This window comes from Pseudomonas arsenicoxydans (assembly GCF_900103875.1).
Classification (GTDB): Bacteria; Pseudomonadota; Gammaproteobacteria; order Pseudomonadales; family Pseudomonadaceae; genus Aquipseudomonas; species Aquipseudomonas arsenicoxydans.
This window is the reverse complement of sequence record NZ_LT629705.1, coordinates 2,630,870-2,652,920: the sequence shown is the minus strand read 5'-3', so window position 1 is coordinate 2,652,920 and position 22,051 is coordinate 2,630,870. Positions and strand designations below refer to the sequence as shown.

Genomic DNA, 22,051 nt, shown 5'->3' with positions numbered 1-22,051 from the left:
GAAGAGGCGCTCAGCCTTACTGAAGAATCAGGGCTGAGCGTTAAAGCAGTGGCGCCACTACCGGCTCCTTGCGTGGCCACGCGTCCAGCACAGCCTTGAACAGCGTCGCCAGGGGAATCGCAAAGAATACCCCCCAGAAGCCCCACAACCCGCCAAACAACAACACTGCACAGATGATCGCCACCGGGTGCAGGTTGACCGCCTCCGAGAACAGCAGAGGCACCAGCACGTTGCCGTCCAGGGTCTGAATGATTCCGTAGACCGCCATCAAATAGATGAACTGATCGCTCCAGCCCCACTGGAATAACGCAATCAGCATCACCGGAACCGTCACTACTACCGCCCCGACATACGGCACCACCACCGACACGCCCACCAGCAATGCCAGCAGCGCGGCGTAGTTGAGCCCCATAACGACGAAGCCGATGTAAGTCACGCCACCGCAAATGACAATCTCGATGACCTTGCCGCGAATATAGTTGGCGATTTGCCGGTTCATCTCATGGGCAACCCGTGTGATCAGCGTACGCTCACGCGGCAGGTAACCAAGCACCCACTGGCCGATCATCTCCCGGTCCTTGAGGAAGAAGAACACCAGGATCGGTACCAGGACCAGGTAGATCATGATGTTCACCAGCAGCGGCAGACTCGACAGCGAGAAGGTCAGCGCCCACTGGCCAAACTTGCCGATCTCGCCCCGCGCCACTTCGATAGCCTGCAACACCTGCTCATCGGACACCAGATGCGGATAACGCTCAGGCAGCAGCAACAGCAGCGATTGCCACTTGGCAAGCATGCCGGGCAGTTCATTGAAGAGCGTGATCAGTTGATGCCAAAGCAACGGCACCACAACAACGATGAAGACCAGTAAAAGTCCCATGAACAACGCAAAGACCAGCCCAACCGCGACACCGCCGGGAATGCGCAGGCGCTCGAGCGTGACGACCAGGCCTTGCATCAGATACGCCAGCACCATCCCGGCCAGCACCGGCGCGAGCATGCCACCCAACGTGAGCACGGCGGTAAATGCCAGAATCAGCAGGACCGCCAGCACCACGGCTTCTTCGTCGGAAAAGTAGCGCTGAATCCAGTCGCGTAACACCTTGAACATCAATAATCCTTAGAAATGAACGCAGCAGGTTCAGGCTTTTTTCAACCAATAGCGGTAAATACCCGCCTCATCTTCTTCGCGAAGCAGCGTATGACCGGCCAACCGGGCAAAGGTGCGAAAGTCGCGCTGGGAGCCGGCATCTGTCGCGGTGACCTTGAGCACAGCGCCACTGGCCAGCCGATTGAGCTCCAGCTTGGCCTTGAGCAAGGGCAAGGGACAATTGAGGCCACTGGCGTCCAGTTCGGCGTCATGGGCTACAGCATCGGTCATTACGTCACTCCGGGTCAGGTGGTGGAGTTGCCTAGAATATCTGGTCCCAAGCCAAGTGTCCGGCTACAGTAAGCTCTTTGTCGACTAAGGCTTTGTGCATGACTTTTTTGCGCCCTACCCTGCTGACGCTCGCTTGCCTGCTCGCCTCACCGGGCTTCGCTGACGACTTGCCGTCACTCGGCGACGCCAGTTCTGCCATCGTCTCGCCGCAACAGGAATACCAACTGGGCCGCGCATGGCTGGCGCTGTTGCGCAGCCAGGTCAAGCAGCTCAACGATCCGCAGCTCAAGGATTACGTCGAATCCAGCGTTTACCGACTGGTGGAGACCAGCCAGGTCAATGACCGGCGCCTGGAGTTCATCCTGATCAACAGCCCACAGCTGAACGCCTTTGCGGCGCCGGGCGGGATCGTCGGGGTCAACGGCGGACTGTTCCTCAATGCGCAGACCGAGGGCGAATACGCGTCGGTACTGGCCCACGAACTGGCTCACTTGTCGCAACGCCATTTTGCCCGTGGCGTTGAAGCGCAACAGCGCATGCAAGTGCCGATGATGGCGGCGCTGCTGGCCGGTATCGTGATTGCAGCAGCTGGCGCTGGTGATGCGGGGATTGCGGCGATTGCCGGCACTCAGGCAGCAGCCATTCAGGAACAGCGACGCTTCTCGCGCCAGAACGAACAGGAAGCCGACCGCATCGGTATCCTCAATCTGGAAAAAGCCGGTTACGATCCACGGTCGATGCCGACCATGTTCGAGCGGTTGATGCGCCAATACCGCTTCGACGCCAAACCACCAGAATTTCTGCTGACTCACCCGGTAACCGAATCGCGTATCGCCGACACCCGGAACAGGGCCGAACAGGCTAAACTGGGCGGCATCGAAGATACGATGCGGTATCAGCTGATTCGTGCGCGCGTCCAACTGATCTATGAAGAAACCCCGGGACTGGGCGCCAAACGTTTCCGCGCGCAACTCGATGAGAACCCGAGCAGCGACGTCGCCCGGTATGGTTTGGCCATTGCCCAGATCAAAGGCGGCCAGCTCAATGAAGCACGGGAGAACCTCAAGCAGCTGCTGGCGAAGTCGCCGAACGAAATCATCTACAACCTGGCACAGGTCGATCTGGACATCACCAACAACCGCCTGCCCGATGCGCAGACACGGGTCGACCGGATGCTGACCCAGTATCCCGGCAACTATCCGTTGAACCAGGTGCGCGTGGATCTGTTGCTGAAACAGAACCGCGCCGCCGACGCCGAAAAGGCGCTTGAAGGCCTGCTCAAGTCGCGTCCGGACGATCCAGATGTTTGGTATCAGGTGGCCGAGACTCGCGGCCTGTCGGGCAATATCATTGGCCTGCATCAGGCGCGTGCGGAGTACTTTGCCCTGGTTGGGGATTACCGTCAGGCCATCCAGCAACTGGACTTCGCCAAACGCAAGGCCGGTACCAACTTCCCGTTGTCATCGCGCATCGATGCGCGCCAACGCGAACTGATGGAACAGGAGCGCATGATCAAGGACATGATGGGCTGACGCGTACAAGGAACCTAAATTCCGGACACAAAAAAACCGCCTCTTTCGAGGCGGTTTCTTATTCAGCCACCGACTGGTTTATTCAGCCAGTTTGAAGGTGATGAAGCTGGCATGACCTTGACGCAGAACACGCATCGAAACCGAGCGATTCTTCGGCAGCGCCTTGGCAATTTCAGTGAACTGTTTGCTGTCGCTGATCGCCTGATTGTTCAGGTGAGTAATGACATCGCCAGGTTGCAAGCCAATCAGTTCAGCAGGACCGTCTTGCACCTCCTTGATAACCACCCCACCCTTGAGGTCATAGGTCTTCTTCTGCTCAGCGGTTAGATCGCCGACGGCAACACCCAGACGATTGCTGCTGGCTTCAGCACCGGATTTAAGCGGTGAATCCAGCTCCGCGCCCTCATCAGGGATCGCACCCACTGTCAGTTCGACATTTTTGCGTTTGCCTTCACGGATCACTTCGAGATTGGCCTTGGCGCCTTCTTTCAGCGCGCCGACCAGATGCGGCAGATCAGCAGACATAACGATCGGTTGACCGTTCATGCTCAAGATCACATCACCCACCTGCAGACCACCTTTGGCTGCCGGGCCGTCGTCCTGGATCTGAGCCACCAGCGCACCGGCCGGTTTTTCAAGACCGAAAGACTCGGCCAGATCCTTGCTCACTTCCTGAATCACCACGCCCAACCAGCCACGGCTGACTTTGCCACCGGTTTTCAGCTGGTTGGACACGTCCATCGCAACATCGATGGGAATCGCGAACGACACGCCCATGAACCCACCGGAGCGGGTGTAGATCTGCGAGTTGATCCCGACCACTTCACCGGCCAGGTTGAACAGCGGGCCACCGGAGTTACCCGGGTTAATCGGCACGTCAGTCTGGATGAACGGTACATAGTTCTCGTTCGGCAGACTGCGACCGATGGCGCTGACGATGCCTTGGGTCACCGTGTGATCGAAGCCGAACGGCGAGCCGATGGCAACAACCCACTGGCCGGCTTTCAGGTCTTGGGATTTGCCGAGTTTCAGTACCGGCAGGTTTTTGCCTTCGATCTTCAGCAATGCCACGTCGGAACGCGGATCAGTGCCGACCAGCTTGGCTTTCAACTCACTGCGATCGGCAAGGCGAACGAGAATTTCGTCAGCATCAGCGATCACATGGTTGTTGGTCAGGATGTAGCCATCAGGCGAGATGATGAACCCCGAACCCAGGGACTGCGCCTCACGGCGATCACCACGAGGCGAGCGCGGCTGCGGCATGCCCCGTTCAAAGAACTCACGCAGCGCGGGCGGCAAGCCCTCGAGATCAGGCATCTGGCCAGAAACTTTGCGATCTGGCAGTTTTTGCGTGGTACTGATGTTTACCACCGCAGGCGAGGCCTGTTCGACCAGTTGCGTGAAGTCAGGCAATTCGACTGCTTGAGCAGTGACCGCCTGACCGAGCACCAGCACGGTGGCAAAAATGGAGAGATAAGACTTCAAGCGTGGTATCGACATACGGCTCCCGTTACGACGAGCATGGTTAAGCGATATGGAGCAAGGAACACCGGGAAAGATACGCCGGTATTTTTGTTCCGGGAACAACAAAACAAGGCCAGAGCCGTGAGGCTCTGACCTATAGAAAAATTCAGGTTTTTTTGCAAATTGAAATGCTCACCAAACATTTCGGTATCAGCTCACTACTTGGTTGCAGTGGCATCGGTGCGCATGGACAGCGCAATCCGTTCGGCAGTACCTATCGGAATCTCGCCGACCACAGTCACCATTATCTCGCCTTGAGGAGTCGTCAAGCGCCGGGACACAGCGACGGTTGGTCCTAGCTGTGTCCGGGTGTCGGTGACAGTCGCACCGTTCAACGGCTCAAGAAATACCGAGAAGCGCGCCAGACCATCGTCATACATCAGACTGTTGACCTGGGTTTTGGTCTCAGGATCCTTGCGGGCATTGCTGCTGGTCAACTCGAAACCTGGCGGTAGCCAGTCCGAATGCCAGACTTGCGCAACCTTGGCGGCAGAAGCCTTGTCGGTATCGAGGGCAATAGCCTTACAGTCGGGGCCCGGCTGCAATTCACTTTCTGGCGGTACATCGGTGTCCAGTTGCGTGAACTGGAATCGCTCCAGCAATTGCCCTTTCTCATTCAGCAGCAATGATTTGAGGGGCAAGCCGGTTTCTTTATCCAAATGCAGTTCAAAGCCGTATCGGTGCTGATCACGGGGTACCAGTGAAACGATCACTGCCGCCCGTCCAGCCACACGCGACTTGCCGATCACGGCAAGGTCGTACCAATTCTTTAGCTTTTGTGGATCGAGTGAACGAGCAGCGGAGCTGGGGGAATCCCCAAGCCCTGCGATCAGGGTGCCGCTGACGCATTGAGTATGCCCATCAATGCGCACGACTTCCTGCGCTGAGCCGTCGAGCTGGAGTAAACGCTCTCGGACCTTGCCATCCTGGACGCGGTGCCAGATGTTATGGGTAGAAAAACTACCGTTACGCTCGTAAACAAAAGTGCCGTGAAAGCTTTGCTGTTGCTCGGCTTGGCCCAGGCGTGTCAACCAGTCCTGGGCTTCATCAGCATGGGCTGGAACAACAAACCAGCCACCGAGCAGAAGCGAAAGTAGAGGTATGGCGCGCATGATCCTCCTTAACGGTTTTCCAGGCTCGCTGCACGAGCGTAAGGCAGAGCGCTTTCAGTACCTTTCAGTGCAGCCTGTTGAGCATGTTGGCGCAAGTAACCTGGCAGACGCTGATCGTGCCAACCTGGCTGACCTTGCAATACGCCGTTGGCCATAGGGCCAGTGGCATCCGAACTCTCATTGTAGCCTGCTAATACGGCTGGGCCTTTAACTTGAGGAGCGACCAGGCTTTGTTGACTGGAACGCTGTGCCAGCTCAACACCAGCGATCTCGTCCTGGTTATAAAGACGAACACCTGCCAGCACGGCAACGGTCACCGAAGCAGCGACGGCCAGTCGACCCAGGCTACGCCATGGACCGCGAGAGGCTTTTGCCGGCACGGCTTCGTCAGCCAACGCAGCAGAGACTGCCGCGGCGATGTCCAGGCGTGGAAGCAGCAAATCCTTGTGCATCACTGCCCGAGCGATTTGATAACGAGCCCAGGTTTCACGGGTTTCGACATCGTCAAAGGCATTCAATACCCGACGCAATTCCAGTTCGTCCGCTTCGTTATCCATCACTGCGGACAGCGATTCCTGCAGGGCTTCACGACTCATGGCGTTCCTCTCTTGGCTATCGCCGCTGTCTCAGTTTTCCTGCAACAACGGCTGCAGGGCTTTATCGATGGCCTCCCGAGCGCGGAAAATCCGGGAGCGCACGGTACCCACCGGACACTGCATGACGGCTGCAATGTCCTCGTAACTCAGACCATCGAATTCACGTAAAGTTAAAGCCGTACGTAAATCTTCTGGCAGTTGCTGGATGGTTCGATGGACGGTGCCTTCGATCTCATCCCGCAGCAATGCACGCTCTGGCGACTCGAGATCCTTGAGGCCATGATCGCCATCGTAGAACTCTGCATCTTCGGAACTGACATCGCTATCCGGCGGCCGACGGCCGCGTGAAACCAGATAGTTCTTCGCCGTGTTGATGGCGATGCGGTAAAGCCACGTATAAAACGCGCTGTCTCCGCGAAAGTTTCCAAGTGCGCGGTAGGCCTTGATAAAGGCTTCCTGTGCCACATCTTGGGCTTCATGGGTGTCGTGCACGAAACGCACGATCAACCCGAGAATTTTGTGCTGATATTTCAGCACTAGCAGATCGAAAGCTCGCTTGTCGCCGCGTTGAACGCGCTCGACGAGCTGCTGATCCTCTTCCTGGGTTAGCATGAACACTCCTCGATAAGCTCGGAAGAGGCTTGCATAACTAAACGACCAGACTTGCAAACATAGACTCGGGCTTTTCGCAAAAGTTCTCCCCCTCCAAGCAAGTTTCCTGCGGGCTCTGATTTGGCACGCACGAAAAGCGCAGCTCGGCATGACCCGGCTGCGCGAATAATCTTGTCATCGGATCCGCCAGGAAGGACCAACCGCACGTCCCATCCTGAAGCCGACACTGTCCTTCTTTTCAGGCACCGTCTATTGATCTTGAGCCTTCCGCAAAAGTTCCAAATATTTATAGCCGGGCGAAAGCGACATTGTGCAACCGTGAATAGAAAAAGACTGTTAAATCGTTGATACAGTCCCCTTGTCGCCAAACCGGTGGAAAAACCATCCGACGAAGCGTCAGATATTTTCCGTCACAGTAGTTTCACAATGCCATATGCGCTCGGGTATTGTGCCGCTCCCCCCCTCTATATACTAGTGGGCTGTGTGGCTGCCTCGACTCTCCGTTCCAGGAGTCTTGCGCCAACCCCGACCCGGGTCGCTTTGAGCGGAATCCTGAAATGAGCCAACAGTTTCAACATGATGTTCTGGTCATTGGCAGCGGCGCTGCCGGTTTGAGCCTTGCGCTGACCTTACCCGGTCATTTGCGTATCGCCGTACTGAGCAAAGGCGACCTCGCCAACGGCTCGACGTTCTGGGCCCAGGGCGGTGTCGCCGCCGTTCTGGATGACACCGACACTGTCGAATCCCACGTCGACGACACCCTCAATGCCGGCGGTGGCCTGTGCCACGAAGACGCCGTGCGCTTTACCGTCGAGCACAGTAAAGAGGCGATTCAATGGTTGATCGACCAAGGCGTACCGTTTACCCGTGATGAACAATCCGGCACAGAGGACGGTGGATTCGAATTTCACCTGACTCGCGAGGGCGGTCACAGTCATCGGCGGATCATTCATGCTGCCGATGCCACAGGCGCGGCGATATTCAGAACCTTGCTCGCCCAGGCCAGACTGAGGCCGAATATCGAACTGCTGGAACAGCGGGTTGCCATTGACCTGATCACCGAAAAACGCCTGGGCCTTGAAGGCGATCGTTGCCTGGGCGCTTATGTGTTGAATCGCGGCACCGGCGAAGTCGACACTTACGGCGCACGGTTCGTGATCCTCGCATCGGGTGGCGCGGCCAAGGTCTACCTTTATACCAGCAACCCTGACGGTGCCTGCGGTGATGGCATCGCCATGGCCTGGCGTTCGGGCTGTAGGGTGGCGAACCTGGAGTTCAACCAGTTCCACCCGACCTGCCTCTATCACCCGCAAGCCAAGAGTTTCCTGATCACCGAAGCCCTGCGCGGCGAAGGTGCTCACCTGAAGCTGCCTAATGGCGAACGGTTCATGCAGCGCTTCGACCCGCGCGCCGAACTGGCTCCACGGGACATCGTCGCCCGCGCCATCGACCATGAAATGAAGCGCCTGGGGGTCGACTGCGTCTACCTGGACATCAGCCACAAGCCCGAAGCATTCATCAAGTCGCACTTCCCGACGGTGTATGAACGCTGCCTCGAGTTTTCCATCGACATCACCAAGCAACCGATCCCGGTGGTTCCGGCGGCGCACTATACCTGCGGCGGTGTGATGGTCGACCAGAACGGTCGCACCGACGTGCCCGGACTGTATGCCATTGGCGAAACCAGTTTCACCGGCTTGCACGGCGCCAACCGCATGGCCAGCAACTCGCTGCTGGAGTGCTTCGTTTACGCCCGCTCGGCGGCGACCGACATTCTTGAACAACTGCCGCAGGTTTCGGCCCCTGTCGCCCTCCCCGTCTGGGATGCGAGCCAGGTGACCGACTCCGACGAAGACGTGATCATTGCGCACAACTGGGACGAATTGCGGCGGTTCATGTGGGACTACGTCGGTATCGTGCGCACCAATAAGCGCTTGCAACGCGCGCAGCATCGGGTGCGATTGTTGCTGGACGAGATTGACGAGTTCTACAGCAACTACCGCGTAAGCAGAGACCTGATTGAACTGAGGAACCTTGCTCAGGTAGCGGAACTGATGATCAGATCTGCCATGGAACGCAAGGAATCTCGGGGTCTGCACTACACGCTGGACTATCCAGAGATGCTGCCAGAGGCGAAGGATACGATCCTTACACCCGACAAATGAGGCACGTTAGGAGCCCTCAGCGTACATCGTTTGACTGGGTTTTGTAACAGGTTTGGCGCACATTTGTCCCAGCCTCTGGGGTCCTTATGGTGCGCCTGCGAGGGTCCCTATCGCGCCTGAGCGCCTACGCGAGGCCACACGGGGGAACCTGAGCCTGTAGATGCAATGAGGTGGTCATTCCCAAATTTTCTGTATTTTTCCGTCAGGGTCCTTTGAGGTGCCCGTAAAGCCAGAAGACCACTTGGACAGCCACGCAGACCCAGTAGAGGGCCTGCAAGTGGTCCATTGGGCTCTCCTTGAGGGTTCGTTTAGATGGCCTTGAGGCCGAGCTTGATAGCACATGCTGGGGTAATGTGTCCTTTCGCTACAGCAGCGCGTAGGCCCTTCTGGGTGTTCTTGTGTGGAGGCTTGACGCTCCAGTCACAGCGGTCATTGAAGACACTACGCTCAAGGATGGCAGCGCTATGGACGTTGCCCATGCTGCGCATCTTGTCGGCCACCAGTAAGGCGACCTCGGGCATCTCAAGGATCGCCTCGAAGGCGTCATAGACCATCGTCTCGAATTCTTGGGAGACCCATGCGGCGTACTTCAACGCGGCCCTTTTCGTTGCCTTGGTGGTCGGAGTGGCACCCTCGCCTACCGTGTCCAAATTATGGATACGCTCCATTGCCTTGGCATCCTTGTCGCGCCACCGGCTTGGTCGTTTCGTCTTGGGCAACTTGAGGGCCTGCCAGATTTCAGTCAGGTCCCACATGCCAGCATCGTTGGCCTTGAACGGCTTGTCTTCGATGACTATCAGATGACCAGCGTGCTTGTGTTTGATGTCGATAGGCAGCATCTCGGTTTGGTTGGTGATCAACATGTTCATGGTTTCCTTTTGTTTGCTCTCTGAGTTCGCTCCCACGGGCAGCCGAAAGACCCCATGACGGGTACTGACAGTGGCTCAGAGAACAAACAGAAAGACTTTCGTAGGTGATGCCCAGCGACGGGCGATAGGTGGTGTAGCGGTCAGCTCAGATTTGAGCCGTCCTACTTCTCTCTCGATAGCGCTTACGCTTGTCATACTTGAAGGCCCAATAGAGCCTTGACGATTCCTTGAGGGTCTTCCCTTCGAGGAGGAACCGTAGGATGAGCTGTAGGTGATTCTTGGCGTTGCGGTTCATGGACGGTGTCTCCTCCTTGGATGGTGCCCCAGCCGATCCCTCATTGGGTCGGTCTTACGGGGCTCTCATAGATCAAGCGATCAGGTCAGCTTGACGTTGGTAATCATCGGAAAGGCTACCGTGTCAGTTTGAAGACCATCAGCAGTCAGCTTCACCTTGACCTTGCCGTTAGCCACGATGTCCACGACAGCCATGATCTCAAGGTCCCAGCATTGATGGGCACCGTTGCGGGTCGCTTGGATCTTCCAAACGTTGCCGTCACGGCCTTCGCGGTAGCTCAGCGAGGTGAACAGCTTGGGCAACAGGAACAGACCATAGTCAGTACCGCTGTAAGGCTGCACAGAGGCACCAATGAGGTCCTCAAGGTCACCTACGCCAGCTCGTTGAGCAGCACGGTTAAGAACGGCTACCAGAGAGACAGGCAGCAGGACCACGAAGTCGCTCAGCTCAGTGCCCACGGTTTGGTTGATGTGCATGGTCAAGGTGTCGATGAGGTCCTCAGCGATCTCTACAGGCTTGCCGGTTGGCTTGGCCACAGAGAAGCTCTCGGTGCTTGGGGCAGTCGACAGGATTGCAGCGATCTTGCCAGCAGCACTGAGTTCAATATCACGGAGGATCTTGTCAGCGGTCTGGGCCATGGAGCCCTCGGTGAAGCCAGCCATCAGGTTATGGTCGAGGATGGTGACCCGGTGACTGATGGCCAATGCCTTATCGGTTGGCTCCGTAAAGATCACAGAACCGGCCAGGACTGCACCTTTGCTGATGGTCTGGTTATCCCAGTTTTTACGAGGGTCGAAGGTGACGGTACGATCAGCCATCGTAATGATTTGCTGACCCGTGGCAGTAGAGCCAGCCGGACGGAATTCGCAAGGGGTCGCCTCCATGGCAGCTTCGCGCCAATCATCACCGTTCAAGTGGTCCTCAGCGGCTTCCACGAGGGCTTGCACATAGACGGACACATCGGTGGCCGCGAGGGTATCGCTACGGACATCAGCGGTGTTGAATTGGATCGACCCGGCCAAGTGCTCATTGCCATCGTTGATAATGGCAGTGGTGTAGGTCGAAGGTTTGACGTATTGGTTAGGTACTCGCATGGGAATGGTGCTCCTGAGTTAATGAATGAAGTGGTTGGGTGTCGAGGTGCTGGCTACTACCAGCCAGAATTACGGGAGGCAGCACGGACACGAGCGCTTTGCTCACGGATGGCTTCAGCACGGGCTTCCCTGTCGGCTTTCGCTTGAGCCAGCTCACGGGGCGTAGCTTCACGACAGCGCTCAGCATGAGCATTAGCCTCAGCTTGTTGACGGGCTCGCTCAGTCGCCTTTGCGTGCTGGTCTTGGCGGTACTCACGGGCGACATCGGGGATCGCATCGAGCGACAGACCGGCCTCATCGAACGCCTTAACGACCTCGAATTGACGACCACGGACGGAGCCGCATTGGGCGACCAGAATGGGAAGCAAGATGTTCTCTACGTACTCACGGTTCATGGTTTGGCCGTACACGGTTACTTCGTTCTTCAGGACTTTGGTGATGTTGATAAGCATGGTGGTGGATCTCCTGTGAGGTGACCCTTTGATCGACCTTGGCGCCATAGACGCGCACGACAAGACGGCAAGGAGGGAGCCGCATGGGCATCTTCCAAGGTCGATCAAAAGGTTCTTGGTTTGGGTTATGTGGCTAACGCTGGATCAGGACATGGCGGACCTGAGCGGGCATCTTTGAGGGCAACCGTGGCGACGGTCGTTGGAGCAACTGGCGAGCAGCTAACGACGACACAGAAATCTTTTTTCTGATCGCTGAGTGTCTGTCTACAATAGTGAGGGTTTTTAAACGTCCCTTGACGGAACCTTCAAGTCCTGAGTGCGATTCGCTCAGTTCCCGTCAAGGGAATGCTCAACGGGGTCGAAGCGATGGCCTGAAGGCAGAGACCCTTGGCGACCAATTCCGAGAGCTTCTGAGCAGCCATCGAGGAGCACTTAAAGGACACTTCACGAAGCATGGCGTCCATGTCGAAGGTGACCGTCCCAGCCTCGTAGGTTCTAAAGGAGGCGTTGCGAGAACTCAGGATGTTCCGTAGACCCATGAGCTGACCTCGTAAAGGTTTGGTGAAGATCAGAGACAAGGTGTCGAGGTCGATCTCAGAGAGCTGTGAGCTTGCTGGGCAGGTGATGGAGTTGGTCATGAGAGTTCTCCTTGAAGTTGTTCTTTAAGAAGCCCTTGAAGGGAAGATGATTAATAAAATCAAAATTCATCTCCTCATTGAGAATGGTCGATAAGCGTTCTGTTATCTGGTCGATTCCGTTGGTCCTTCAGGGCTCGTTGAGTTCTTTAATAGTATGCGGCATTTAATCAGAGGCGCTTTCAGCACCCAGTGTTCTCAGGTCGTGGTGCAGCTTTGCGAGGACTTCTGGGCTCGGTGGCTCAAGTTGGTCCTCCCAGTCGTTAGGCCGGGTCGAGTCCCTCAAGAAGCCATAACACATCTCGTAGCTCAGGCCATCGGGTCGGCTCTTAAGGAGGTACGGCATTGCCAATTCAATGGCCTTCACGTATCGCTGCGCTTGTCGAAGACCCAACCTGTATTGGGTCATGACGGTGGCCGCAGAGACGACTTCAAGTTCCGAGAGGATCGCAACGAGGCGCTTAACGGACAACGGTTTAGATGAGCCGCCTACGCCGATAGCACGGTCATGCCAGTCAAGCCGAGCGATGCCCGCAAGGATGTCCATAGCGAATTTGGGGTATTGACCCCAGTACGTGTGTGGTCCTATGAAGCCTTGGAACAGGTTGTTGATGATCTTGGTCGGTCGGCCTCGGCCACGCTTGGGGGTCTCGGCTACGGCGGTGGTGATGGCTTCGTGTTGAGCAGGGTTGTAACTGGTCATTGGATCTCCTCAAAGTTGTGTGTGGTCGCAACAGTGAGGGTTTTTAACGACAACGGACTTTCGACCAGCAAACACGGGGCATCTCAGGGATTCGTCACAGATTCAGCCAGGAACAGCCTTCAGCACCACGACGCTACGTGAAGGCAGCAAGGCGAGGACCCAGCGAGTTACTCAGAATCGACGTAGGAACGCCTTATTTCAGCGTGTCGCCAGCCTTGCGGATCGCTTGGAGGTCCTTGTGATACCAGACCGTGCCCTTGGTGACGCCCTCGTAAGGGCTCTTGACGGTGACCACAGGAGCGCCCTGAGTGGGCATCGCTTGGATCAGCAGCTTGAGTTCCGCAAAGTCAGCCCGAAGGGCCTTGAGTTCATCCATGAGACCCAGTGCGATAGGGTTGGTGGACTCCTCAGCCTTGTAAGAGCCGGTCTTGCGGATGGTCGGGAGGACTTCCTCTGTGACCCACTTGCGGAAGGGCTCAGAGGCTGGTGAGTTGCCTCTAAGGAGCATCTGGTATGTCTGAGGCTCAGTCATCATTGCCGTAGTGGACCGTAGACGCTGGCCCCGGTAGTCCTCAGGGACCTTGATGGAACTTTCTTCCATGAAGCTCGCAATGGTGAAGCGGGGGCCATCCTTGCCTACCTTGGATTGGCGGTAGGCCATAACGCTACCCGAGTAGTCACGCAGACCAGCGGCTTTAGCCACTTGGATGCCCACAAAGATCAGCTCGTGCTCAGGGTGACCCACGAGGACATCCAGCTCGATGCCCATGAAATTACGCTTTTCAAAGCAGGTCCACCGCAAGCGGCAGACCCTTCATAACCTCAGAGTAAGGCGGTCTTCAGCGCCTCGGCCATACGGCCAATCTCCACAGACGCGCCAGCCCCGTACAGGTCGTAGCTGATCGACCCCGAAGCGTGCCCCAAGATGGACTCAGCGGTCCCCACAGGAATCTCAGCGGTCTTCAAGGCGCCCGCCAGCGAATGACGTAGCGAGTGGAAGGTCTGGGTTCGGTCGGCCTTTAGGCTCAGGACATCTCGAAGGGCACCATTTAGTAACGCAGAGAACTGACCACCACCCAGCGCGAACAAACGGCTGTCAGCCTTCTCAGGGACAAACTCAAGGAACGCCTGAAGGTCAAACCCATAGGCCCCATCGGTCAACGGGATGACCCTCAAAGCGCTCTTGGTCTTGGCTGTCTTGCCATCGTTCCTGTTGATGTCGATGACCCAGACACCAGCGACCTGCTTAACGTCAGCCTTGGTCAACTGTCGAAGCTCCTCGATACGGGTCCCAGCGATTACCCCAAGGGACAATGCCCAGCGCTGCCATGAGTCTACTGGGAGGGCCTTAGCGTGAGCCATCAGGGCCTTGACTTGATCCTGAGAGAACGCCTCACGGGCGCTATCAGTGCCCTTGGATGGCTTCAGATCATCTGTCAGTGCCCTTGGGATGTAATCGTTATTCACAGCCCAATTCATGACAGTAGACAGTCGGGTCAAGATCTTCTTCACGGTGGACGGCTTGCGATCCTCAAGGAGTTTGTCCCTGAGGTTCTTCATGTGCTCCCGCGTGTGGGTCTTCATGTCCAAGTCACCGAGAATCTCAGCAATAACCTTACAGGTGGACGTTACGTCCCGCATGGTGCTGGCCTCGACGTTGTCCTTGAGTTCGTCCATGTAGAGCCCTGAGAGAGTCTTGAAGGTCAAAGGCTGAATTGGTAATACAGATAGGGACGGAGACAGGGGCACTGGCGTGCTACAAGACAGCTCCTCAACGAGCCCCACGAGTTCCGATGGGCGACCCTCAAGTCTCTCCTGAGCAGCCCTGAGAACCCGTTGCCCCATCCCTACGGCCCGATGCTGGTCCTTATTGAAGCCCTTAACGGAGGCAGCCTCAGCAAGGTCATTGCACATCTGGTCGTAGACCTCCATGTACAGGCTCCGCGTTTCATCGCTATGGCTCATCGACAAGGCTTCCTCAGCGATCACCTTCAGGGCTTCCTTGAGGTCATCCCACGTAGCCTCAGGCTGGTCGAGGTGGAATCGGGCGAGTGTCTTGATGATGTCCTTAGAGAGCGTCATTGCGGTGGCCTTGTCGGTGGTTCTCAGTGAAAGCGTGAAGAAGCCCGTAGCGGTGCCTTTAGGTCGAAGGCGAAGGTAATAGCGACCAGACCGGCGATAGTGGTACGGCTTGGCGAGGGCAGTTTGTAACAGGTTTGTCCCAGTTTGGGAGCGTTGGTTGATGGTCATCGGCTGAAACCCCTGTATCCATTGGGTTTAGCCTCATAGAGTCGAGTTCTACAGCAACTATAAGGTCAGTCGCGATCTGATCGAGTTACGCAACCTGGCCCAGGTCGCCGAGCTCATGATCCAGTCAGCGATGGAACGCAAGGAAAGCCGCGGCCTGCATTACACCCTCGACTACCCGAACATGCTGCCCGTCGCCCTGGACACTATTCTGGTGCCGCCCACCTACGTCGACTGAACTTGAGTCGGACCCGCAGGCGGCGATGGACATCCGCCGCCTGCGAGTCATGGGGGACGCAGAGTGACCTGACGCGGCGTTCGCCTCGCAGACGAAATCGCAGGACCACCATCAATGGCAATGCCAGGCTGTCCGGTCGCAGTTGCACGGACTGCCAGCCCGCCACCTGATTCCACAATTGCCAGCCATCGGCATCGCGACGCAAACCGCGGAATGCTTGCGGATGTGTCAGCAGAATTTGTCGCGGCAGCAGCCAGCTGCCATGCGCCAGGCACAGCGCGAAGGCAGGCAAACTGACCCAGACGGGTATCGAAAGAAGAAACAGCGAACCCAGCGCGAACAGCTGGGCCAAGACATAAGCCGCCAGCAATTGCCGTGAGGCATGCCAGCGGCATTCGAACGCGTTACTTGGGCTGGACACGATCCAGGATCATGCGAACCATGCGCTGAAGCTCCGGATCTTCGGACTCGGCGCGTTCCATGAACCAGCCGAACATGTCCTGATCTTCGCATTCGAGCAGCTTGCGGTAGCAATCGCGGTCGACGTCATTGAGGTGCGGGTAGACCTCTTTCACGAACGGCACCAGCAACACGTCAAGCTCAAGCATGCCGCGGCGGCTGTGCCAGTAGAGGCGATTCAGTTCAACATCTTCGACCATGGAGCGCTCCTCAAATAGGCGGCAAGTATACAGCCCCGGGCACGCTCGAACAGCCGGCTTTGGTCGGGCATGTTCAAGCCTTTGTGAACTACCCATTTCAAGAGCGCCCCCTTATGATGTCCCCCAGACTCTTTACCCTGCGATGACCCATGGCCGATTCTGCTTTTTTCTGCACCCTGTCTCATGAAGGCGTTCTTGCCGTCCGCGGCGCGGATGCGAGCAAATTCCTGCAAGGCCAACTGACCTGCAACCTCAATTACCTGAGCGATACCCAAGCCAGTCTAGGCGCTCGCTGCACGCAAAAAGGGCGCATGCAGTCCAGTTTCCGCATCCTGCTCGAAGGTGACGGCGTGCTGATGGCCATGGCCACCGAGCTGCTGGAGCCGCAGCTGGCGGACCTGAAAAAGTACGCCGTGTTCTCCAAGTCCAAGTTGACGGATGAAAGCGCTGCCTGGGTCCGCTTCGGCCTTGAGCATGCAGACGCCGCGCTGATCAGCCTGGGACTTGAGCTGCCGGCCGACACCGACAGCGTCGTGCGCAATGACGGCCTGATCGCCATTCGAGTCTCGCCGGAACGCGCCGAACTGTGGGTTGCCGCCGATCAAGCCGATGCGATCAAGGGCAAGTTGTCCGCACAGCTGGCCGAAGGCAGTCTGAATCAATGGCTGCTGGGCCAGATCCGCGCAGGGATCGGCCAGGTCATGCCGAGTACCCGTGAGCTGTTTATCCCGCAAATGCTCAACCTGCAAGCCGTCGGTGGCGTCAGCTTCAAGAAAGGCTGCTACACCGGTCAGGAAATCGTTGCGCGCATGCAGTACCTGGGCAAACTCAAGCGCCGCCTGTATCGCCTGACACTGGATGCCAGCGAATTGCCTGAGCCTGGCACGCAACTATTTTCACCAACCCACGGTAGTTCCATTGGCGAAGTGGTGCTGGCTGCCAATGGCCCGCAAAACATTGAACTTCTGGCGGTGCTGCAAGCCGAAGCAGCTGAAGGTGGCGATATTCATCTGGGCGCGCTCGAAGGGCCTGCCCTGTACCTGCTTGACCTGCCTTATCAACTGGATCGCGATCGCGAAATCCAGCGCTAACTGCAGCACTTGTTGCAACACCCTAGAGAAAATAGATGAGCGAGCTGGCGGATAAGGTCCAACAGGATTTGGTTGAGGCCATCGATAACGATGACCTGGTTCTGCCAACTTTACCGGAAGTGGCCCTGCAGATTCGCAAGGCTGCCGAAGACCCGGAAGTCAGTGTCAGTACCCTGAGCAAAGTGATCGGTCGCGATACCGCGCTGTCTGCGCGCCTGATCAAAGTGGTCAATAGCCCACTGCTGCGCGCGACTCAAGAAGTGACTGACCTGCACACGGCAATCACGCGTCTAGGCGTTAACTACAGCAGCAATCTGGCGATCGGTCTGGTGATGGAGCAGATTTTCCATGCCCGATCCGAAGTGGTTGAGCAGAAAATGCGCGATGTCTGGCGCAAAAGCCTGGAAATCGCCGGTATCAGCTACGCGCTGTGCCGCCGATACACACAACTCAAACCTGATCAGGCGGCGCTCGGCGGGCTGGTGCATCAGATCGGCGTATTGCCGATCCTGACCTACGCCGAAGACCATTATGAATTGCTGTCGGACCCGGTCAGCCTCAACCATGTGATTGACCAGATTCATCCGCTGATCGGCGACAAACTGCTCAGGGTCTGGGAATTCCCGGAAATGTTGGTGCAACTGCCGGGCCTGTATCTGGATTTCAAACGCGAGTCCGAACGGATCGATTATGTCGATCTGGTCCAGGTTGCAAGCCTGTATTGCCATAAAGACACCGACCATCCCATCGCTCGCATCGATGCGTTCAGCGTGCCAGCCTTCAAGAAATTGGGGATCGATCCGCAGAACGAGTCAATGTGCCGGAGCCTGGAAGAGTCGCGGTCGATGTTTTACTAGTCGGGACTGCTTGCGATGGGGCCATTAAGGGCGCCATCACTCTCCCGCAATAAAACTCACCCGAACTTTCAAACCCGTCGATTCGCCATCGTGCAGACTGATTTGCGCCAGGTGTGCGCGACAAATCTCACCGACAATTGCCAAGCCCAACCCCGAGCCGGCCACCTGCTGATTTCGCCGGTAAAAGCGCTCGAACACGCGATCCCGCTCATCAATGGGAATGCCTGGTCCGTCATCCTCGACCTCCAGCACCGCTGGTGCCGTAACCCGCAGAATCACATTGCCACCCGGCGGTGTATGCGCCAGCGCATTGTCCACCAGATTGCTCAGCAGTTCGTTCAACAGCGTCGGCTCCCCGCGCATCCACACCGGCTCATCCGCCTCCAGCGCCAGAGCCACGCCGCGCGCGTGAGCCAATGGCGCCATCGCCATGCCCAGCTCTCGAGCCAACTGACTCAGGTCCAGCAATTGCGCCCCGCCCTCGGCAATCGCCCGGGCACCGTTTTCTACCCGTGCCAACGAGAGCAATTGATTGGCCAAATGCGTCAGACGGTCAGTGCCTTGGGCTGCGGTTTCCAAGGTGCTGCGCCAGGTATCGGGTTCATTCGAGCGCAAACCAAGCTCAAGTCGCGCCTTCAGAGCGGCCAATGGCGTGCGCAATTCATGGGCGGCATCGGCGATGAACTGCGCCTGTCGCTCGAATTGCCCACGCAGGCGTTCGGTAAAGTGATTGAGGGCCCGCACCAGCGGCCATAACTCGTGTTGCACTTCCACCAGTGGTAACGGCCGCAGATCGTCCGGCTGGCGCTCTTCCACCGCCGTGCGCAAGCGTTCCAGTGGACGCAACGCCGCACTGACCGCAAACCACACCATCAATAAAGCACCGATGGCCAACATGCCCAGACGCAGCAGCGTGTCGGCGGCCAGGCTGCGGGCCATCGCCACCCTGGCTTCGTCGGTTTCGGCCACGCGTATTTCAGCCATGCCATTCATGTTCGGCTCGCTTACCGGCTTGAGCAAGCTCACCACACGCACGTTCTGCCCCCGGTACTTGGCGTTGTAGAAACGCGCCAGTGCGGGATAGTCATCGGTGCGCGGGGTTCCCGGCGGCGGCGGCGGCAGGTTTTCGTAACCGGAAATCAACTTCTGATTGATGTCGTTGACCAGGTAGAAAATCCGCCCGGCGCTGTCGTAAGCGAAGGTGTCGAGGGCCACGTAAGGCACGTCGGCACTGAGGCTGCCGTCGCGCTGGGACACGCCGGCGGCAATGGTCCGCGCCGACGCCAGCAACGTCCGGTCATAGGCGGTGTCCGCGGCTTCGCGACCATTCCAGTACGCGCTCAAACCGCTGGCCAGCATTAACACCACCAACAACAGCGCCAGGTTCCACAACAACCGCCAGCGCAGGCTGCTGGGCTTATGCATCGCGGCTTTCCAGCAAATAGCCGAGGCCGCGGAAAGTCACGATGGCGACTGGCTGGCCGTCGAGTTTCTTGCGCAGGCGGTGGACGTAGATTTCGATCGCATCGGGGCTGGCTTCTTCATCCAGACCAAACACCTGAGAGGCCAGTTGCTCTTTGCTCATTACACGACCAGGCCGGGCGATCAATGCTTCGAGCACGGCCTGTTCGCGTGAAGTCAGGGTCAGAAGTTCTTCGCCGAGGGTGAAGCGTCGCGTGTCCAGATCGTACGCCAGCACGCCACAGCGTTGCTGACGTTCGCCACCGAGCACACTGCGGCGCAACAAGGCTTTGACCCGCGCTTCGAGCTCCGTCAGCTCAAACGGTTTGGCCAGGTAATCATCGGCGCCCAGGTTCAAGCCGTGCACCCGATCCTTGACGTCGCTGCGAGCGGTCAGCATCAACACCGGCAGGTTCTTGCCCCGGGCCCGCAGGCGCGCCAGCACTTCGAAACCATCCATGCGCGGCAGGCCGACATCAAGGATCGCCATGGCGTATTCCTCGCTGCCCAAAGCCAGGTCGGCCGCCACGCCATCGTGCAGCACATCCACGGTGAGCCCGGTGCTCTTGAGCGCCTGGGCGACACTTTCGGCGAGCTGCAGATGGTCTTCGACGAGCAGAACACGCATGGATCTTTACCTCATTCAGGGATGTTCGACGCCATTCTTTGGCGCGGAGTTTACAGCCGCATCCGCTGCTGTGAAGCCGCAAAACAGTGAAAGTCCACTGAAAGGTTAGCGAAAGGTTGGGTCGTTAGAGTCGGCCCACGGAGGGTTTCGACTGCAGACCGTCCAATCGTAGTTTGAAAACGTGCTTGAACGTAGCTCCCGAAAAACGCCTTGAAGCGTTTTCGCCAATAAGAACAATAAACAGAGGTACTGCACCATGCCGCGCATCGCGCTTGAGACCTACCCGCCCCACCCTTCCTCCCGATTCCCATCGTTGACGCTTGCCTGCGCCGTTGCCGGCTGCACGACGCGAAACCGCCGCATCTGAAACATCCCCAAAAACAAAAACTCCCGTGGAGACAACAATGAATCGATCACTGCGCCGTTTCGCCCTCGCCGCCAGCTGCATGCTGTTCGCCGGCCAACTGATGGCCGAGCCAAAACGCCCTGAATGTATCGCTCCGGCCTCGCCTGGTGGCGGTTTCGACCTCACCTGCAAACTGGCGCAAAGCGCGCTGGTAAACGAAAAGCTGCTGACCAAACCGATGCGCGTGACCTACATGCCCGGCGGTGTCGGCGCGGTGGCGTACAACGCGGTGGTTGCACAGCGCCCGGCAGACGCCGGCACGCTGGTGGCGTGGTCCAGCGGTTCACTGCTGAACCTGGCCCAGGGCAAGTTCGGTCGTTTCGATGAAACCAACGTGCGCTGGCTGGCTGCCGTCGGTACCAGCTATGGCGCCATCGCGGTGAAAAGCGATTCGCCTTACAAGAACCTGGACGATCTGGTTCAGGCGCTGAAGAAAGATCCGAGCAAAGTGGTGATCGGTTCCGGCGGCACCGTCGGCAGCCAGGACTGGATGCAAACCGCACTGATCGCCAAGGCGGCCGGGATCAACCCGCGAGATCTGCGTTACGTCGCCCTCGAAGGCGGCGGTGAAATCGCCACTGCCCTGCTCGGTGGTCACATCCAGGTCGGCAGTACCGACATCTCAGACTCGATGCCGCACATCCAGAGCGGCGACATGCGCTTGCTGGCCGTGTTCGCCGAAAATCGCCTGGACGAGCCGGAAATGAAAGACATTCCGACCGCCAAGGAACAAGGCTATGACATCGTCTGGCCAGTGGTTCGCGGCTTCTACCTCGGGCCAAAGGTCAGCGACGAAGACTACGCCTGGTGGAAAAACGCTTTCGACAAGCTGCTGGCGTCCGAAGACTTTGCCAAGTTGCGCGATCAGCGCGAACTCTTCCCGTTCGCCATGACCGGCCCAGAGCTGGACACCTACGTGAAGAAGCAGGTCGCGGACTACAAAGTGCTGGCCAAAGAGTTCGGCCTGATTCAGTGATCGCCTCTGTCTAGCGGCCGCGGCCCCCGTCCTGCGGGGTCGCGGCACAGGAGTTTCCCATGCTCTTACAACGCATTTTTGCTTCGGTGCTGTTATTGGCCTGTGTTGGCCTGGCACTGATGGCGTGGCCGTACCAGGCCGCTTTTTCCTACGAACCGGTGGGTCCTCGCGCGTTTCCGCTGTTGATGCTGGGCCTGATGGGGCTCGGCTTGCTGTACATGGTGTTTCGGCCAACGCCGATCATCCACAGCGACGACGACCCGAAACTGGACCGTGAAACGCTGATCAAGATCGGCATCTGCGTGGTGCTGTTGCTGGTGTTCGCCGGCACCTTCGAACCCCTTGGTTTCATCGTCTCCAGCATCCTGATCGGCGTTCCCATGGCTCGCCTGTACGGCGGCCGCTGGCTGCCGAGCGCGGTGATCATCAGCCTGATGGCCATCGGTCTTTACCTGCTGTTCGACAAGTTGATGGACGTGCCTCTGCCCTTGGGCGTACTCGACGTTCTGGAGAACTGA

At 57.8% G+C, this 22,051-nt stretch carries 23 protein-coding genes and 1 pseudogene; 7 read left to right on the top strand and 17 right to left on the bottom strand.

The genetic code is table 11. The features are described from left to right. Positions 1-40: 40 nt before the first annotated feature. On the bottom strand, positions 41-1,111 hold the full coding sequence (locus tag BLQ41_RS12315; protein ID WP_090181216.1) for an AI-2E family transporter: 1,071 nt from the start codon (positions 1,109-1,111) through the stop codon (positions 41-43). Between the two features lie 30 nt (positions 1,112-1,141). Beyond that, positions 1,142-1,381 (bottom strand): sulfurtransferase TusA family protein, encoded by a 240-nt coding sequence (locus tag BLQ41_RS12310; RefSeq protein ID WP_090181214.1) that lies wholly within the window; start codon positions 1,379-1,381, stop codon positions 1,142-1,144. A 98-nt stretch (positions 1,382-1,479) separates the two neighbouring features. Between BLQ41_RS12310 and BLQ41_RS12305 the strand changes: the two genes are divergently transcribed. Then, on the top strand, positions 1,480-2,913 hold the full coding sequence (locus BLQ41_RS12305) for a M48 family metalloprotease (protein ID WP_090181211.1): 1,434 nt from the start codon (positions 1,480-1,482) through the stop codon (positions 2,911-2,913). Positions 2,914-2,991: 78 nt separating this feature from the next. On the opposite strand, the gene BLQ41_RS12300 is transcribed toward BLQ41_RS12305, so the two are convergent. From BLQ41_RS12300 to rpoE, 4 genes are all read right to left on the bottom strand, one after another. After that, complete coding sequence (locus BLQ41_RS12300; protein WP_090181208.1) at positions 2,992-4,413, bottom strand: DegQ family serine endoprotease; 1,422 nt, start codon at positions 4,411-4,413, stop codon at positions 2,992-2,994. A gap of 182 nt (positions 4,414-4,595) precedes the next feature. Further along, positions 4,596-5,549: a MucB/RseB C-terminal domain-containing protein gene (locus tag BLQ41_RS12295; protein WP_090181205.1), complete on the bottom strand. Its 954-nt coding sequence runs from the start codon at positions 5,547-5,549 to the stop codon at positions 4,596-4,598. A gap of 8 nt (positions 5,550-5,557) precedes the next feature. Then, a complete protein-coding gene (locus BLQ41_RS12290) occupies positions 5,558-6,145 on the bottom strand; it encodes an RseA family anti-sigma factor (RefSeq protein ID WP_090181203.1) in 588 nt (195 codons plus the stop codon). A gap of 30 nt (positions 6,146-6,175) precedes the next feature. Then, positions 6,176-6,757, bottom strand: a complete 582-nt coding sequence (gene rpoE, locus BLQ41_RS12285) for an RNA polymerase sigma factor RpoE (protein ID WP_007944079.1) — start codon at positions 6,755-6,757, stop codon at positions 6,176-6,178. 557 nt (positions 6,758-7,314) lie between these two features. Here rpoE and nadB point away from each other — a divergent pair. Then, complete coding sequence (nadB, locus tag BLQ41_RS12280) at positions 7,315-8,922, top strand: L-aspartate oxidase (RefSeq protein ID WP_090181201.1); 1,608 nt, start codon at positions 7,315-7,317, stop codon at positions 8,920-8,922. A 308-nt stretch (positions 8,923-9,230) separates the two neighbouring features. Here nadB and BLQ41_RS12275 read toward each other — a convergent pair whose 3' ends face one another. The 7 genes from BLQ41_RS12275 to BLQ41_RS12245 form a co-directional block, all read right to left on the bottom strand. Then, positions 9,231-9,785 (bottom strand): hypothetical protein, encoded by a 555-nt coding sequence (locus BLQ41_RS12275; protein ID WP_090181199.1) that lies wholly within the window; start codon positions 9,783-9,785, stop codon positions 9,231-9,233. A 381-nt stretch (positions 9,786-10,166) separates the two neighbouring features. Then, positions 10,167-11,180, bottom strand: a complete 1,014-nt coding sequence (locus BLQ41_RS12270) for a hypothetical protein (protein WP_090181196.1) — start codon at positions 11,178-11,180, stop codon at positions 10,167-10,169. A gap of 56 nt (positions 11,181-11,236) precedes the next feature. Further along, the gene (locus BLQ41_RS12265; protein ID WP_090181194.1) at positions 11,237-11,632 is read right to left on the bottom strand and encodes a hypothetical protein; all 396 of its coding nucleotides are present in this window, start codon (positions 11,630-11,632) and stop codon (positions 11,237-11,239) included. Between the two features lie 305 nt (positions 11,633-11,937). Next, positions 11,938-12,270, bottom strand: a complete 333-nt coding sequence (locus BLQ41_RS12260) for a hypothetical protein (protein WP_090181189.1) — start codon at positions 12,268-12,270, stop codon at positions 11,938-11,940. Positions 12,271-12,433: 163 nt separating this feature from the next. Continuing rightward, entirely contained in the window at positions 12,434-12,970 is a 537-nt protein-coding gene (locus BLQ41_RS12255; protein WP_090181187.1) for a hypothetical protein, read from the bottom strand. A 193-nt stretch (positions 12,971-13,163) separates the two neighbouring features. Beyond that, complete coding sequence (locus tag BLQ41_RS12250) at positions 13,164-13,739, bottom strand: BRO-N domain-containing protein (protein WP_090181184.1); 576 nt, start codon at positions 13,737-13,739, stop codon at positions 13,164-13,166. 53 nt (positions 13,740-13,792) lie between these two features. Beyond that, positions 13,793-15,220: a tyrosine-type recombinase/integrase gene (locus BLQ41_RS12245; RefSeq protein WP_090181181.1), complete on the bottom strand. Its 1,428-nt coding sequence runs from the start codon at positions 15,218-15,220 to the stop codon at positions 13,793-13,795. A gap of 43 nt (positions 15,221-15,263) precedes the next feature. Here BLQ41_RS12245 and BLQ41_RS12240 point away from each other — a divergent pair. Continuing rightward, positions 15,264-15,455: pseudogene (locus BLQ41_RS12240) on the top strand (L-aspartate oxidase); the annotation flags it as partial. Here BLQ41_RS12240 and BLQ41_RS12235 read toward each other — a convergent pair. Both BLQ41_RS12235 and BLQ41_RS12230 read right to left on the bottom strand, forming a co-directional pair. Further along, positions 15,424-15,876: a protein YgfX gene (locus tag BLQ41_RS12235; RefSeq protein WP_090181178.1), complete on the bottom strand. Its 453-nt coding sequence runs from the start codon at positions 15,874-15,876 to the stop codon at positions 15,424-15,426. The pseudogene BLQ41_RS12240 and the gene BLQ41_RS12235 sit on opposite strands and share 32 nt — an antisense overlap. Then, complete coding sequence (locus BLQ41_RS12230) at positions 15,860-16,114, bottom strand: FAD assembly factor SdhE (protein WP_007944081.1); 255 nt, start codon at positions 16,112-16,114, stop codon at positions 15,860-15,862. The genes BLQ41_RS12235 and BLQ41_RS12230 overlap by 17 nt, the downstream gene beginning before the upstream one ends. A gap of 149 nt (positions 16,115-16,263) precedes the next feature. Here BLQ41_RS12230 and ygfZ point away from each other — a divergent pair, with 149 nt between their 5' ends. After that, positions 16,264-17,205 (top strand): CAF17-like 4Fe-4S cluster assembly/insertion protein YgfZ, encoded by a 942-nt coding sequence (ygfZ, locus tag BLQ41_RS12225; RefSeq protein WP_090181175.1) that lies wholly within the window; start codon positions 16,264-16,266, stop codon positions 17,203-17,205. Positions 17,206-17,240: 35 nt separating this feature from the next. Continuing rightward, entirely contained in the window at positions 17,241-18,062 is an 822-nt protein-coding gene (locus BLQ41_RS12220; RefSeq protein WP_090181172.1) for an HDOD domain-containing protein, read from the top strand. A 36-nt stretch (positions 18,063-18,098) separates the two neighbouring features. Here BLQ41_RS12220 and BLQ41_RS12215 read toward each other — a convergent pair whose 3' ends face one another. Both BLQ41_RS12215 and BLQ41_RS12210 read right to left on the bottom strand, forming a co-directional pair. Beyond that, positions 18,099-19,487: a sensor histidine kinase gene (locus tag BLQ41_RS12215; RefSeq protein ID WP_090181169.1), complete on the bottom strand. Its 1,389-nt coding sequence runs from the start codon at positions 19,485-19,487 to the stop codon at positions 18,099-18,101. Continuing rightward, a complete protein-coding gene (locus tag BLQ41_RS12210) occupies positions 19,480-20,151 on the bottom strand; it encodes a response regulator (protein ID WP_090181166.1) in 672 nt (223 codons plus the stop codon). Before BLQ41_RS12210 ends, BLQ41_RS12215 begins: the two co-directional genes overlap by 8 nt. A gap of 404 nt (positions 20,152-20,555) precedes the next feature. On the opposite strand from BLQ41_RS12210, the gene BLQ41_RS12205 reads away from it, so the two are divergent. Next, complete coding sequence (locus BLQ41_RS12205; RefSeq protein WP_090181163.1) at positions 20,556-21,533, top strand: Bug family tripartite tricarboxylate transporter substrate binding protein; 978 nt, start codon at positions 20,556-20,558, stop codon at positions 21,531-21,533. Positions 21,534-21,592: 59 nt separating this feature from the next. Further along, the gene (locus tag BLQ41_RS12200; RefSeq protein ID WP_090181160.1) at positions 21,593-22,051 is read left to right on the top strand and encodes a tripartite tricarboxylate transporter TctB family protein; all 459 of its coding nucleotides are present in this window, start codon (positions 21,593-21,595) and stop codon (positions 22,049-22,051) included.